The organism is Planktosalinus sp., from assembly GCF_059864935.1.
This window is the reverse complement of sequence record NZ_JCBCCK010000060.1, coordinates 1-13,942: the sequence shown is the minus strand read 5'-3', so window position 1 is coordinate 13,942 and position 13,942 is coordinate 1. Positions and strand designations below refer to the sequence as shown.

The 13,942-nt window shown below is 41.1% G+C and carries 18 protein-coding genes; 10 read left to right on the top strand and 8 right to left on the bottom strand.

The features are described from left to right. Both AC6F75_RS02655 and AC6F75_RS02650 read left to right on the top strand, forming a co-directional pair. The coding region (locus AC6F75_RS02655; RefSeq protein WP_500713401.1) for a T9SS type A sorting domain-containing protein at positions 1 to 316 on the top strand (316 nt) is incomplete at its 5' end. 208 nt (positions 317 to 524) lie between these two features. Further along, on the top strand, positions 525 to 1,151 hold the full coding sequence (locus AC6F75_RS02650) for an outer membrane beta-barrel protein (protein ID WP_500713400.1): 627 nt from the start codon (positions 525 to 527) through the stop codon (positions 1,149 to 1,151). A 62-nt stretch (positions 1,152 to 1,213) separates the two neighbouring features. Here the strand turns inward: AC6F75_RS02650 and AC6F75_RS02645 are convergent, their stop codons facing one another. The 7 genes from AC6F75_RS02645 to AC6F75_RS02615 all read right to left on the bottom strand — a co-directional run bounded on the left by AC6F75_RS02645 (position 1,214) and on the right by AC6F75_RS02615 (position 5,205). Further along, entirely contained in the window at positions 1,214 to 1,579 is a 366-nt protein-coding gene (locus AC6F75_RS02645) for a DUF2200 family protein (protein WP_500713399.1), read from the bottom strand. A gap of 68 nt (positions 1,580 to 1,647) precedes the next feature. Next, complete coding sequence (locus AC6F75_RS02640) at positions 1,648 to 1,953, bottom strand: GldL-related protein (protein WP_500713398.1); 306 nt, start codon at positions 1,951 to 1,953, stop codon at positions 1,648 to 1,650. 320 nt (positions 1,954 to 2,273) lie between these two features. Continuing rightward, positions 2,274 to 3,182, bottom strand: coding sequence for a M28 family peptidase (locus tag AC6F75_RS02635; RefSeq protein WP_500713397.1), 909 nt, complete (start codon positions 3,180 to 3,182; stop codon positions 2,274 to 2,276). 183 nt (positions 3,183 to 3,365) lie between these two features. Beyond that, positions 3,366 to 3,806, bottom strand: a complete 441-nt coding sequence (locus AC6F75_RS02630) for an SRPBCC domain-containing protein (protein ID WP_500713396.1) — start codon at positions 3,804 to 3,806, stop codon at positions 3,366 to 3,368. A gap of 49 nt (positions 3,807 to 3,855) precedes the next feature. Continuing rightward, positions 3,856 to 4,278, bottom strand: a complete 423-nt coding sequence (locus AC6F75_RS02625) for a DUF1801 domain-containing protein (RefSeq protein WP_500713395.1) — start codon at positions 4,276 to 4,278, stop codon at positions 3,856 to 3,858. A gap of 4 nt (positions 4,279 to 4,282) precedes the next feature. Continuing rightward, positions 4,283 to 4,780, bottom strand: a complete 498-nt coding sequence (locus tag AC6F75_RS02620; protein ID WP_500713394.1) for a VOC family protein — start codon at positions 4,778 to 4,780, stop codon at positions 4,283 to 4,285. 29 nt (positions 4,781 to 4,809) lie between these two features. After that, a complete protein-coding gene (locus AC6F75_RS02615) occupies positions 4,810 to 5,205 on the bottom strand; it encodes a DUF1801 domain-containing protein (protein WP_500713393.1) in 396 nt (131 codons plus the stop codon). A gap of 211 nt (positions 5,206 to 5,416) precedes the next feature. Between AC6F75_RS02615 and AC6F75_RS02610 the strand changes: the two genes are divergently transcribed. The 8 genes from AC6F75_RS02610 to AC6F75_RS02575 all read left to right on the top strand — a co-directional run bounded on the left by AC6F75_RS02610 (position 5,417) and on the right by AC6F75_RS02575 (position 13,032). Next, a complete protein-coding gene (locus AC6F75_RS02610; RefSeq protein ID WP_500713392.1) occupies positions 5,417 to 5,644 on the top strand; it encodes a cbb3-type cytochrome oxidase assembly protein CcoS in 228 nt (75 codons plus the stop codon). Positions 5,645 to 5,647: 3 nt separating this feature from the next. Then, the gene (gene ccoN / locus AC6F75_RS02605) at positions 5,648 to 7,858 is read left to right on the top strand and encodes a cytochrome-c oxidase, cbb3-type subunit I (protein WP_500713391.1); all 2,211 of its coding nucleotides are present in this window, start codon (positions 5,648 to 5,650) and stop codon (positions 7,856 to 7,858) included. Between the two features lie 3 nt (positions 7,859 to 7,861). Further along, on the top strand, positions 7,862 to 8,056 hold the full coding sequence (locus tag AC6F75_RS02600; RefSeq protein ID WP_500713390.1) for a CcoQ/FixQ family Cbb3-type cytochrome c oxidase assembly chaperone: 195 nt from the start codon (positions 7,862 to 7,864) through the stop codon (positions 8,054 to 8,056). Beyond that, the gene (locus tag AC6F75_RS02595; protein WP_500713389.1) at positions 8,053 to 9,012 is read left to right on the top strand and encodes a cbb3-type cytochrome c oxidase N-terminal domain-containing protein; all 960 of its coding nucleotides are present in this window, start codon (positions 8,053 to 8,055) and stop codon (positions 9,010 to 9,012) included. Before AC6F75_RS02600 ends, AC6F75_RS02595 begins: the two co-directional genes overlap by 4 nt. 67 nt (positions 9,013 to 9,079) lie before the next feature. Beyond that, complete coding sequence (gene ccoG, locus AC6F75_RS02590) at positions 9,080 to 10,495, top strand: cytochrome c oxidase accessory protein CcoG (protein ID WP_500713388.1); 1,416 nt, start codon at positions 9,080 to 9,082, stop codon at positions 10,493 to 10,495. A gap of 51 nt (positions 10,496 to 10,546) precedes the next feature. After that, a complete protein-coding gene (locus tag AC6F75_RS02585; protein ID WP_500713387.1) occupies positions 10,547 to 10,993 on the top strand; it encodes a FixH family protein in 447 nt (148 codons plus the stop codon). 2 nt (positions 10,994 to 10,995) lie between these two features. After that, the gene (locus AC6F75_RS02580) at positions 10,996 to 11,697 is read left to right on the top strand and encodes an urease accessory protein UreH domain-containing protein (protein ID WP_500713386.1); all 702 of its coding nucleotides are present in this window, start codon (positions 10,996 to 10,998) and stop codon (positions 11,695 to 11,697) included. Between the two features lie 66 nt (positions 11,698 to 11,763). Next, positions 11,764 to 13,032 carry an acetyl-CoA hydrolase/transferase C-terminal domain-containing protein gene (locus tag AC6F75_RS02575; RefSeq protein ID WP_500713385.1) on the top strand — a complete coding sequence of 423 codons (1,269 nt, stop codon included), beginning with the start codon at positions 11,764 to 11,766 and terminating at the stop codon, positions 13,030 to 13,032. Between the two features lie 133 nt (positions 13,033 to 13,165). On the opposite strand, the gene AC6F75_RS02570 is transcribed toward AC6F75_RS02575, so the two are convergent. Continuing rightward, the coding region (locus tag AC6F75_RS02570) for a pseudouridine synthase (RefSeq protein WP_500713384.1) at positions 13,166 to 13,942 on the bottom strand (777 nt) is incomplete at its 5' end.

Genomic DNA, 13,942 nt, shown 5'->3' with positions numbered 1-13,942 from the left:
CAGTGGTAACACTTCCACTTGTTCATTTGAACTTGATGTAGAAACCAATTTGGGCACAGAAGACCATTCCAATATTGGAAGCCTGACCTTGTTCCCCAATCCGGCATCACAGTTTGTGACCATTTCAAACCCTAACGGGTTAACAATTGATAAGGTGACGGTTTATGACATTCAAGGGCGAATGGTTATTGAAAATAAAACTCAAACAACTGGAAACTATACTATAGATGTAAGTAATTTTAGTGTAGCTGTATATATGGTTTTGGTTGAGGCAGAAGGCAAACAACTCGCTAAAAGGCTTGTAGTAAACAGATAAGTATTGTTAATTTAGTTAATAAAAAAGTTCGGGAAATTTAATTTTCCGGGCTTTTTTGATACTTGTTAGTTGTAATCCTGATTTTTAAATTGAAAAAACAAAAAATTATAAATCTGTAACTTAAATAAATAGGTTCTTTTATACCTGCTCGCTAAAAACATTTTTAATACTTTTGCAACCAATTTAAAAACTCAAATCAAATCAAATTATGAGAATCTATGTTATTGCCTTTGTGGCATTGTTTAGTGTAACTACCATGTTTGGACAAGAAGGGATGTTCAACAAATTTTCAATCGATGTTCAGGGCGGGCTTCATATGCCTGTAAAACTTGTTGATAACATCAATGAATCAGATTATACCGATTTCAGATCGGGACAACTGGGTGTGCGTTATATGTTCAACGAGTGCTTTGGTGCCAAATTGAGCTACGGTTTCAACAGCTTTGAAGATAAGGAAAACAGTGAATTTGGTGTAGACTACCACAGAGTAACACTTGAGGGTGTTTACAATATGCAACTGGCCAACAATTTTGGTATATTGGCCCATGCCGGCTTGGGTTATGCTTCGGCAGCACCTTCAAGTATAGACGATAATGAGCAAACAGCCATTGTAATGATAGGGTTTACCCCTCAGGTAAAAGTGTCTGAACGTGTATCTGTATTTTTGGATGCCACTTATCTGGTAAGTGCACACCAGCAGTATTTCTTTAACGGACAATTGTTTAACCCAAACTTTCAATCAAGGACAGCTGCTTTTGCTACTTTTAGCATAGGAGCGTCTATTTATTTAGGAAAAAATAGCGGCCACGCTGATTGGGCTAAAAAAGGAAACTAACAGAACTAGTACATATAATTTAAAAATCCGGAGTAATTGATTCGGATTTTTTTTTATGATTTTTATACTTTTCGCAGTATCTTCTCCATCTTTCTGCCTTTGGCCAGTTCGTCCACCAGCTTGTCCAGATACCTCACTTTTTGGGTGAGCTCATTTTCTATTTCTTCAATGCGGTACCCGCAAATGACTCCTTTGATGAGATGTGCACTGGGGTGGAGTTTGGCTTTTTGAAAGAAGGTTTCAAATGTTACTTTTTCATCAATAAGCTCCTGTTGTTTTTTGACATCAAAGCCGGTCAGCCACTCGATTACCTGATGGAGTTCATCTTTTGTTCTGCCTTTGCGCTCCACTTTTGTAACATAGTGAGGATATACCGAAGCAAAGGTCAATTTTGCCATACGCTCATTGTGTTCGGGGGTTGTTTTCATGGGTTATGGTTTAAATTTTTGCTATAGAGGAGATATAGAGATTTGTCTGTGCATATGAAATTATTTTTTTAAGTAAACTTTTTACCTAACCTTATTAACCTATTTCTCTGAATTAGGTAAAAAACAGAAGCAATTAATGGCATAATCAGCATAATAATAATCCAGAAAGCCTTGTTATAGATTTTGTTTTTTACCATATCACTTAAAATGATTATCCAGGTTGCAAATAAGAACATTAAGCCTACAGCTAAGAAAAACTGCGAAAATTCCCAATGCAGGATTTTTGCTATTGCTCCATAGCCTGTCAGCATAATATTGCCAACTACTAAAAACAATACAGTGTTAAAACTGATTTTAAAGTCTTGATTTTTCATCTGTTTATATTTATTTGTTTTTTATCGGTCAGATGTAATGTCCATATAATCATTTTCGGCTTCGTCGCACGCTGTCGCAGAAGCTTTAGCGTTGGCACCCTGAAGCTATGAAGCACAAGGCGGTTGGTATGGCAATTTTGCTTATGGACATTTCATATATGAAAATTTAAGTTAATGTTAGAGTGATTTTTGGATACACGCCTTTGTTCAAATATAACAAACACACAGAAATTTACAAAAGTATACAAATGGAAGAGCCTGATGTAAGTAAAAACCATTTCCCCGAAGTGAGTTATAGACAGGGCATTGTCAAAAGGCTTTTATAAATTAATCAGTGTTTTGAATGTATTGTCAATGACATTGGACATTCTATTGATATCTAATGTTCCCATTTCATCTGTTTTTTTGTGGTAATTCAAATTTCTATAAAAAGCCGTATCTGTCAGCATCAAAGCACTGTATCCAAATTTCCAATAATTCAGGTGGTCAGAAAAATCAATACCCGGCAAAGATTTAGGTCCTGTAAATTTCTTTGTTTTTATTAAGTTTTCTTTTAAAAATTCTTTAGAAAATCTCCTTGCAAATTTCCCTTTTCCAAACTTTGAAACAATTGTAATGTAATCTCCTTTGTTTCCATAAAACCAGGATAATATACCTATGGGATAATTTTGAGTATTATGCTCATCCTTGAAATAGCCAATCATTTCCAATGAAACCATTCCATAGACCTCTCTATCAGATTCTTTTAAGGATTTTGCATGAATATAACTTCCCATATTTTCGGTCCTGAAATAGGGGGGTTCTTCTAAAGTAAATGCCACCAACTCAATATTATAGTTTAAATTTTGACCCAGAAGCTGTCTGGCCAATTCCAACAATCCCACAACTCCACTGGCATTGTCGTCTGCACCTTCTTGTTCGCCCCAAACATCATAATGCGCCCCCACAACAATTGTTTTTGCTGTTGAGGGACCAAAGTTAGCAATCACATTTTTGTAAATATTCCCATCAATTTCATATTCCTGATAGCGGGTGTTTGGAGCATATTTTTTAAACTCGTCAAAAATATAGGCAGCAACATAATTTAATGTTTCAATGTTTTTATAGTTCCTATATTCAGTGGTTTTAGTGATTTCCTTTAAATGATTGACTACAATTAAACTGTCAGTTTGAGCATAAGTTAAATTATAGAAAAAGAAAATTAAAAGCAGTGAGGTGTATTTTTTCATAGGAAGTCTAAAAGCTTAAGTTTGAGCCTGTGTGGGGCAACGTGATTTTTTTAATTTTTAACTCTTTAACCGGTACTCAAACTGGATTATAGCCTATTTTTTAATTTTAGTTGAGGATTGTTCATAAAAATGAGTGGACAACCAAATATATATGTTTTAATTAAAAAGCTTAAATAAATATGGCTAAGCCTCAGCCAACCGTTTGATAATTTTCAGGGATTCCTCAAAAGCGTTGGTCATAAACTCTTTATATTCCTCTGTGGTGTGAAAGTCCACTTTTAAAGTGGTGCCGTTGTTTTCGGGTATAAGTTCATACGCTTCAAGCATATTGTTCCAGGCTTCGGTTTCCGGTGTGAAGTCTTGCTCTTTATAATCGATAATACTCCCCTGATGCCTGAAAGCCAGATAGCGGTTGGGGATGACCTTGTCGATAAGGCTGTACATACCTTCACCTGTGGGGGTAAGGAAATGAATGGTAGCGCCTTCTTCAAAGTGTTCGGTTTTGTAATAGCTGCCTTCACAAAAGGGAGCTACCCAAATGCGGTAAGTAGCATCGTCCCAAAGGATTTTCCAAATTTTATCGGGAGTGGCGTTGATGTGGATGGTGGGTTGAAAGTGGGTCATGGTTTGTTGTTTGTTGTTTGTTGTTGTGATTTGTTTACCTATTTTACAGTTAATCAGGATATTTTTCTTTCATATACCGCAGAGATTCTTTCATTAATATCTCCAGTTGGCTGAGGTTGATGTCATCCAGCTTTTTGGCATAGATACAGGCCCTGCCCATAGTAAATTTGCCCAAACCTTCCAAGAGGTACTTATGTTTTTCCAGCCCGGTAAACACATACAGCGAAAGTGCAGCCTTACGTGGCGAAAATCCAAGGAGCGGGGCATCGCCTTCATGGCCGCTGGCGTATTTGTAATGGTAGTTTCCAAAGCCTACAATACTGGGGCCCCACATTTTGGGCGGATGGCCGGAGGTGTTTTGCATCAGTTCAATCAGTTTGAGACTGTCCTGCTTTTTTTGTTCGCTATTGGCAAAAGTGTCAATAAATTTCAGCACATCGGCATCGGTGTATGTGGTTTTATTTTTGGTCATGGTGTTAGTGGTTGAGTTCGTTTAACAAGCTGTAAATATCCAGTTTTTTTGTAAACATATCAAGTGTCCCGTCAGTTGTTAATGGCCATTCTTCTTTAGGGCGGTCCCAGTAGAGTTCCACACCGTTGCCGTCGGGGTCATCGAGATATAAAGCTTCAGAAACCCCGTGGTCTGCAGAACCGGTTAAGGAATATTGGGCATCCTGTAGCCGTTTGAGAATTACCGCAAGGTCTTTTCGGGTGGGGTAGAGGATGGCGGTATGAAACAATCCCACGCTTTGTTGTGGTGCAGGCGGACTGTTTTTACTGTACCAGGTGTTCAACCCGATGTGATGGTGATAGCCCCCGGCCGAAATAAATGCTGCATCTTCACCTAATTTTTGAGTGAGTTCAAAACCAAGTAAACCACAATAAAAATCGAGGGAGCGTTCCAGGTCGGCTATTTTTAGATGCACGTGACCGATGCGGGTGGTATCGGGTATTCTATAATCAGAAGTTTGCATAACAATCGGTTTTGATAAAGGTTATGGAATCACTTCAACCGCTCCAGTTTTCCCTTTCGTTGAATCAGGTTTTTGTAATCCCATTGGATGGTTTTGGCTTTTTCAAGCCAGCGCTTCAGGTCGTTTTGTTTTATTTCGGAAACGGTATTGAAGAAAATGGAAGCGTCTTTGAATTTTGCTCCCCTTACGTTTAAATCGGGTTCACCAAAATCAGCACCGCTCCAAAACATCAAGCGAATCCCCGGTTTTTGCTTGCTGTAACCCACAATGGGGTTGCCCTCCAAAAACCAAACAGGATGTGCGTGCCAGATTTTATTGTCGGCTTCAGGAAGATTTTCAGTGATGACTTTTGAGAGTATATCACAAATGGCCTTATCCCCGGATGTTTGTGAGTCATTGAATGATTGAATGTCAGGATGTATCATAATTTGGTTTTGACTGTTTTTCAAAGATAAAAAAACTTCCCAGAGATTTTACCGTAAAACATTCGTGCATCCGTGGATTATTTTTTAAACACACTTTAAATTTTCATCTTTTTCTTCAATCACAAATCATAGTTAAAAAAGAATTCTTTTATGACCAAAGTCATTTTTTGACATGTAGAGTCAGGCTAATTTTGAACTCAAACTACATTTCATGAATGTTATTTATCTAACCCTGATAATCAGTACTTTGGTTGCCGTAGGTTTTTTTATTGTCTTTATCTTCAGCCTGAAAAAGGGTCAGTATGACGATACCTATACGCCCTCTGTGCGCATGCTTTTTGATGACGAACTTGTTGATGGGGACAAGAAAGAGCTTCCTTCCGAAGAGAATAATCAAAATAAATCAAACATTCAAACAACTAAAAAATCTGAGACCTAAATTATGGAAGTACAGCAATTTTATTACGACAATAAAATCGTAAAGAAGTTTATTTATGCCACACTTTTCTGGGGAATTATCGGGTTCACCGTGGGTTTGACCCTGGCATTTATGTTTTTGTTTCCCAACCTTACTGAAGGTGTGTCGTGGCTGAGTTTTGGCCGCCTGAGACCGCTGCATACCAATGCGGTGATTTTTGCTTTTGTGGGCAACGCCATGTTTGCGGGTATTTATTACTCGTTGCAACGTCTGCTCAAAGCACGCATGTACAGTGACTGGCTGAGTAAAATCAACTTCTGGGGCTGGCAGTTTATCATCGTGGCGGCTGCAATCACCCTACCTTTGGGGTATACCTCTTCAAAAGAGTATGCCGAGCTGGAGTGGCCCATCGACATTGCCATTGCCGTGGTGTGGGTAGCTTTTGGTATCAATATGATAGGTACTATTTTACGACGAAGACAGCGTCACCTCTATGTAGCCATCTGGTTTTACCTGGCCACTTTTGTTACGGTGGCGGTGCTACACATTTTTAACAGTCTGGCCTTGCCGGTAGACTTCCTGAAGAGTTATTCGGTATATGCAGGAGTTCAGGATGCGCTTGTGCAATGGTGGTATGGACACAATGCCGTGGCGTTTTTCCTCACCACACCTTTCCTGGGGCTGATGTACTATTATGTGCCTAAAATTGCCAATCGTCCGGTGTATTCATACCGGCTTTCCATCATTCACTTCTGGTCATTGATATTTATTTATATCTGGGCGGGTCCTCATCACTTGCTGTATACCGCGCTGCCCGGTTGGGCACAGAGTTTGGGCGTGGCGTTTTCGGTGATGCTTATCGCTCCATCCTGGGGAGGTATGATCAACGGTTTGTTGACACTAAGAGGCGCCTGGGATAAGGTGCGTACTGACCCCACTTTGAAATTTATGGTGGTTGCCATTACCGGTTATGGTATGGCCACTTTTGAAGGACCTATGCTTTCGTTGAAAAACGTCAACGCCATAGCCCACTTTACAGATTGGATTATTGCTCACGTGCACGTGGGAGCACTGGCGTGGAACGGATTCCTCACCTTTGGTATGATTTACTGGTTGATACCGAAAATTTTTAAGACCAAACTCTACTCGATTGCAATGGCCAACTTCCACTTCTGGATAGGAACATTGGGTATCATCATTTACACGCTGCCAATGTATGTTGCCGGATTTGTACAGGCGTCTATGTGGAAGCAATTCAACCCCGACGGAACGTTGGTGTACGGAAACTTTATGGATACCGTAATGGCCATTATGCCGATGTACTGGATGAGAGCCATTGGTGGAACAATGTACTTGGTGGGAGCAGTGATTATGCTTTATAACATTTACAAAACCGTAAAACAAGGATCTGCCGTAACCGACGAGTTGGCTGAAGCTACTGCTTTGGAAAGAGTTTCATCAAGACGCGTTAAAGGTGAAGGTTATCACCACTGGTTGGAAAGAAAGCCGGTTCAATTGACCATTTTTGCAACAATTGCCATATTGATTGGTGGTATCGTGCAGATAGTGCCCACGCTGGTTGTCAAATCAAATATCCCAACCATCACCAGTGTGCATCCTTACACGCCGCTGGAACTGGAAGGACGCGATTTGTATATCCGAGAAGGCTGTGTGGGTTGTCACTCACAAATGGTAAGGCCTTTCCGAAGCGAAACGGAGCGTTATGGTGGCGAGTATGCCAAAGCCGGGGAGTTTGTCTATGACCATCCCTTCCTATGGGGAAGCAAACGCACAGGACCTGATTTGTTACGCGTGGGTGGAAAATATTCAGACAGCTGGCACTTCAATCACTTCTATGACCCGCAAAGTACATCGCCGGGGTCGATTATGCCGAGTTATAAATGGTTGATCAACAACGAACTCAACAAATCTAAATCCGTAAGAAAAATGGAGGTGATGGTGAAGTTGGGCGTGCCATATACTGAAGAAGACATCGCCCGGGCACAGCAATGGATGCTCGAGCAGGGAGAAGAAATAGAAAAGAACCTGTACAACGACCCTGAATTTGTTAGAGTCTATGAAGCCGAAAAAAAATATGCATTGGATAACGGACTTGAGTTTACCGAAATGCGCAATCGCGAAGTGGTGGCTGTGATTGCCTACCTGCAGCGCCTGGGAACCGACATCAGGATCAAGGACGGGGAAGAAGAAGTATCACAAAACCAAAACGAATAAGCCATGCTAAAGTACATCAAAGGACATATGGACTCCATTCAGGATATCGAGATTTTCCCGATTATCTCACTACTTATCTTTTTCACCTTTTTTGCTGCCTTATTTATCTGGGTGGTAACGGCCAAGAAAAAGTATATCGAAGAAGTTAGTAACCTTCCTCTGGAAAATGACATGGAAGAAAACAACCAAAACCAATGAAAACAATAGCTTTTATCAGAATTGTAATAGTTGCGGCAATTTCGCTGTTTTTAATTGAATATATAGCCGGTACTCCAGGTACCTGGGCCATAGTAGAAACACCCATACTTGTGTTAATTTGGATGGCGATTATTTTCTTTATGATTGCCATCGAAGTGAGTGTGGCGGCGTTTCAAAGGTTGCTGTTTCACACCTTAAGCGATGAGGCTAAAGAAAGATACCTTGCAAGCGAAAGAAAAGCAGAAACCGGTGAATGGTTGAACAAAGCCTATGGCTGGCTGGTAGGCAAGAAAAAAGGCCGCAGCGATGAGGAAATCATCCTTGACCACAACTATGACGGAATCCGGGAGCTTGACAACAACCTGCCCACCTGGTGGGTGTATGGGTTTTATGCCACCATTATTTTTGCTGTGGTGTATATGGTACGCTATCACGTGTTTGACGGCCCCACCCAAGATGAAGAATACATACGCGAAGTGACAGCAGCTCAGGCACACATAGAGGAATACCGAAAAACCACCAAAGGATTGGTGGATGCAAGTACAGTGGTGATGCTGACCGACGCTTCTGACTTACAGTCCGGTAAGAATGTTTTTGATACCAACTGTGCTGTATGTCATCGTGCAGACGGTGGTGGCGGAATTGGCCCTAACCTGACTGACAATCACTGGATATTGGGAGGCACCATTAATAATATTTATGAAGTGATTTCAGAAGGAGGTCGCCCCGGAAAAGGAATGATTGCCTGGAAAAATGACTTAAAACCGCTTGAAATTGCCCAAGTGTCGAGTTATATTCTCACTTTAACCGGAACCAACCCGCCAGATGCCAAGGAACCCGAAGGTGACTTTGTTCCACCCGCAGACCAGGCAGAAGGCATCGAAGAAGCACAGGAAAAAATAGAAGCACCCGAAATCACAGAAAGCGAACTCGAAGATAATTTGGAAATAGATTAAGTATAATACTTAGTGAAACTTAGTGTCTTTGTGTCTTTGTGGCAAAAAAGATGATTTAAACTTGATAATGGAAAACGAGGAAAGATTTCGTGACAGTATTGGCACCATCGATGATGAGGGCAAGAGAAATTGGATTTTTCCTAAAAAGCCACAGGGGAGATTTTATAAGTACCGCAAGTATGTAAGCTATTTCCTGTTGGTCATTTTACTGGTTTCACCTTTTGTTAAAATAGACGGCAATCAGTTTCTGCTGTTCAATGTGCTGGAACGGAAGTTCAATATTTTCGGTTTTCCATTCTGGCCACAGGATTTTTACCTTTTTGTTATTTCGATGATTATCGGTGTGGTATTTATCACGCTGTTTACGGTAGCATTTGGGCGTATTTTCTGTGGTTGGATTTGTCCGCAAACCATTTTTATGGAAATGGTTTTCCGGCGCATCGAGTATGCCATTGAAGGCGATAGGGGCAAGCAAATCAGGCTGGCTAAGATGCCCTGGAATGGGGAGAAAATCAGAAAGCGTTTACTCAAGTGGTTTATTTTTTTCCTGATTTCTTTTGTTATATCCAATGTGTTTCTGGCATACCTTATAGGAAGTGATCGTTTGTTGTTGTACATCCAGGAAGGTCCACTGGTTCATATGAACACCTTTATCGGCTTATTGATATTTACTGCAGTGTTTTATTTTATTTTTGCCTGGTTTCGTGAGCAAGTATGCATTATTGCCTGTCCTTATGGAAGGTTGCAGGGTGTGCTTCTGGATACCAAATCCATCGTAGTGGCCTATGACCACAAACGTGGCGAAAGCAAAGCAGGAAGAAAGAAATTCAGAAAAAATGAAGACCGTAATGCCTTGGGTTATGGCGATTGCATCGATTGTTTTCAGTGTGTGAATGTATGTCCAACAGGAATCGATATAAGAAACGGTACGCAACTGGAGTGTATCAATTGTACGGCTTGCATAGATGCTTGTGACAGCATTATGGAATCGGTCAATTTGCCTAAAGGCCTAATAAGATACGCCAGCGAAGAAAACATTGTCAAGAAGAAACCTTTTGAGTTTACGGCGCGGATGAAAGGCTATACCGCAGTATTGGTAATATTAACAGGTTTACTTATCGGGATGTTATTTTTGCGCAGCGATGTGGAAGCCGTGATTTTGAGGTTACCGGGGCAGTTGTATGAATTGAGGGAAGACAATATCATCAGCAATGTATATACTTATAAGCTTCTGAACAAAACCACACGCACTTACGAAAACATGGAATTCAAACTGTTGTCTCACAAGGGTACTATTAATTTTGTGGGCCAGCATGACATTACAGTGCCACCACAGGATTTGGTGGAGGGGACTTTGTTTATTGAGTTGCACAGTGCAGCCCTCGACGGACATAAAAACCGGGTGGAGATAGGCGTGTACAGCAATGGTCAATTGATAGAAAAAACAAGTACCAACTTTTTAGGACCAAGAAGTTTTAACTAATAAATAATTAATAATTTCCTTCTCTTTAGGGGAGGATTAAGGAGAGGTAAAATGAAAATTAACTGGGGAACAGGAATCGTTATCGCTATTGTACTATTTATGTCGTTCATACTCTATTTTGTGTATATGATGATGACTGACAGTAAGTATGATTTTGATATGGTGGTGGAAGATTATTACAAAAAGGAAATCGGTTTTCAGGACGAATTGTATGCCCGGAACAATGCAGCCAGACTTTTATACAAAGTTGAGGTAACGCACGATGATGAAGGGGTAGAGTTGTACTTTCCGGAAGAAATTAGTAATAATATGGAACTGGCTTATGTGTTTTTTTACCGTGTCAATCAAAAAGACCTCGACTTTGAATTGCCTGTTGAACTGAAACAAAATAAAATGTTCATACCCGCTGCAATGCTCCAAAAGGGCAGGTGGGACATCACCATTCGTTGGGAAATGGAAGGTAAAAATTACATCACCATAGAAAACATTAGCTTTTAACAGTGCTGCTCTCTGCTTTTATATTAGGCCTTTTGGGAAGTTTACACTGCGTGGGCATGTGTGGACCCATTGCATTGATGTTACCCGTGGATCATAAAAACCCGGTCAAAAAAGCAATGCAAACCACAAGTTACCACATCGGAAGACTTTTTGCATATGGCATCATCGGTCTGGTGTTTGGGTTGCTGGGCAAAAGCTTTTCACTGTTCGGCCTGCAACAGCAACTTTCAATTGCAGTAGGTGTCCTGATGATACTTGCAGTTGTTTTACCCAACAAACGTTTTGAAAAAACCAAAGTTTCGGCCTTTCTCTATCGCTTTATCGGAAAGATCAAACAACAACTGGGCGCATCAATGAAGAAAAAAACAGCCGACACTTTTTTAACCATAGGTTTTCTAAACGGTTTCCTACCTTGTGGACTTGTCTATATCGCCGTTTTCGCAGCATTGGCAGCAGGTTCTATCATCGAAAGCAGCCTGTATATGGTGTTTTTTGGTTTGGGCACTTTGCCGCTAATGAGTGTAGCCATTTATGCCGGAGCATATTTAAAAGGCATCTCAAGACAAAAAATTAAAAGACTCATCCCTGTTTTTGTGGTCATTATCGGAGTTTTTTTTATCTTACGCGGTATGGGACTGGGAATTCCCTACATTTCCCCAAAACCGGTCACCGAATTGGTGGATGCAAGAATAGAATGTCATTAATTTCTAAAAATTTCAAATTACAAGCATCAAATTCCAAATAACTATTAACAATTAACCAATAACATAATGAACTATATCTCAGCAGAAGAAGCCGTATCGCTAGTAAAGTCAGGCAATAGAATATTTTTTCAGGGAGCAGCGATGACTCCTAAGTTTTTAATTGGCGAATTGTGTAAAAACTATCAAAACCTTCAAGACGTGGAAATCGTTCAGATGCACACTGAAGGCGATGCGCTCTATACCCAAGAGCCTTACAACAACTCATTCAACACCAACAGTTGCTTTGTTGCCGGAAACGTGAGAAAGGCTGTCAACTCCAAACGAGGCGATTATACGCCCATATTTTTAAGCGAACTTCATTTGTTGTTTAAGCGAAACATCCTTCCTCTGGACGTGGCCTTTATCCAAGTATCACCACCGGATAAGCACGGTTACTGTTCTTTGGGCACATCCATTGACGTTACCATCACCGCCATTCAAATGGCCAAAAAGGTAATTGCTCAGGTCAATCCCAACGTGCCGAGAACCCACGGAGATGGCATCATTCACTCAAAAAACATCGATGCTGCGGTTCTTGTTGATTTGCCCATTCACTCTGTTCCAATTCCGGAGCCCACAGAGGTGGAAAAACAAATCGGTTACCATGTGGCTCAACTTGTGGAAGACGGAGCCACTTTACAAATGGGTATTGGGGGTATTCCCAATGTGGTTTTGTCCAATTTGATGAACCACAAACGTTTGGGTATTCATACTGAAATGTTTTCTGACGGAATCCTGCCACTGATTGAAAAAGGCGTCATTACCGGAGAGGACAAAGTGGTGAAGCGTGGCAAATTAGTAACCTGTTTTGCCATCGGCACTCAAAAACTTTATGACTTCCTTGATGATAACCCCATAGTACACTTCAAGGAAGCGGCTTATACCAACGACACGGCAATCATTCGCCGAAACCCTAAAGTAACAGCCATCAATAGTGCCATAGAAATTGACCTGACCGGTCAGGTTTGTGCCGACACCATTGGAAAACTGCAATACAGTGGAGTGGGGGGGCAAATGGATTTTATTCGCGGTGCTTCTCTGTCTGAAGGTGGTAAACCCATTTTGGCGATGCCTTCAACTACAAACAAAGGGATTTCTAAAATTGTTCCTTTCCTGAAAGAAGGTGCCGGTGTAACTACCACCCGAGCCCACGTGCATTACATCGCTACCGAATATGGAGTGGTGGATTTGTACGGCAAAAAACTAAGGGACAGGGCAAAAGCACTAATCTCTATTGCACACCCGGACCATCAGGAAGCACTGGAAAGAGCAGCTTTCGAGAGGTTTGATATTTAATGCATTGCTAATGCTTTGCGTACACCGCGCCTTTGCGGTGCCATTGTGATGATAAAAACCATTGAGAAATTAAGTGTGATTAAAAGGATACTTTAATGTTTCTTAATTTCTTAATGGTTCAAAAAAAACCGAATTAAAATGGTACAGCTGAGGTTACCCTCATTTCTTGTTGGGTAACGGGATGAACAAAAGTTATGCTCTCAGCATGCAAATGCAGTCGGTTCCCTTTTTTCCCGTAAAGGTCATCACCAACAATAGCCAATTGCAACCCCGACTGATGCGCTGCGTGTACCCTCAACTGATGCGTCCTACCAGTAATGGGATAAAAATACACCCGTGTTTGCTTGTTTTTAATCTGAATCACATCCCAGCGGGTTTGTGCCGGTTTTCCATGTTTATAACACACCAACTGCCGTGGGCGGTCATCCAGATCGACCCGTAAGGGAAGGTCAATGAGCCCTGTAGGTTGTTTTAAGATGCCATCCAACACAGCCACATACCGCTTTTGAATCTGGCGTTTTATAAACTGCTTCTGGAGCATTACATAGGCTTCTTCATTTTTAGCAATAAGCATTAACCCTGAAGTGGACATATCGAGTCTGTGCACAATCAGCGGACCAGTAGCGTTAGGATAAAGCGTTTTAATCCGGCTGTACACAGAATCGGTGATTGCCTTTCCGGGAACAGATAAAAACTCCGCCGGTTTGTTGATGGCCAGCATGACCTCGTCTTCATAAACAATCTCAGGGTTGTTAACTCCGTCAAAGCCTTGCTCAAACGGATTGACTTCCATTTCCAAACCATCAAGCATATGAGTCATCAGTATGGGTTCACACTTGCTTTTGCAGGCGGGGTAGAACTGTTTGTGTTTACGCACTTCAGATGCAGGCGATTGTCCCCACCAGAATTC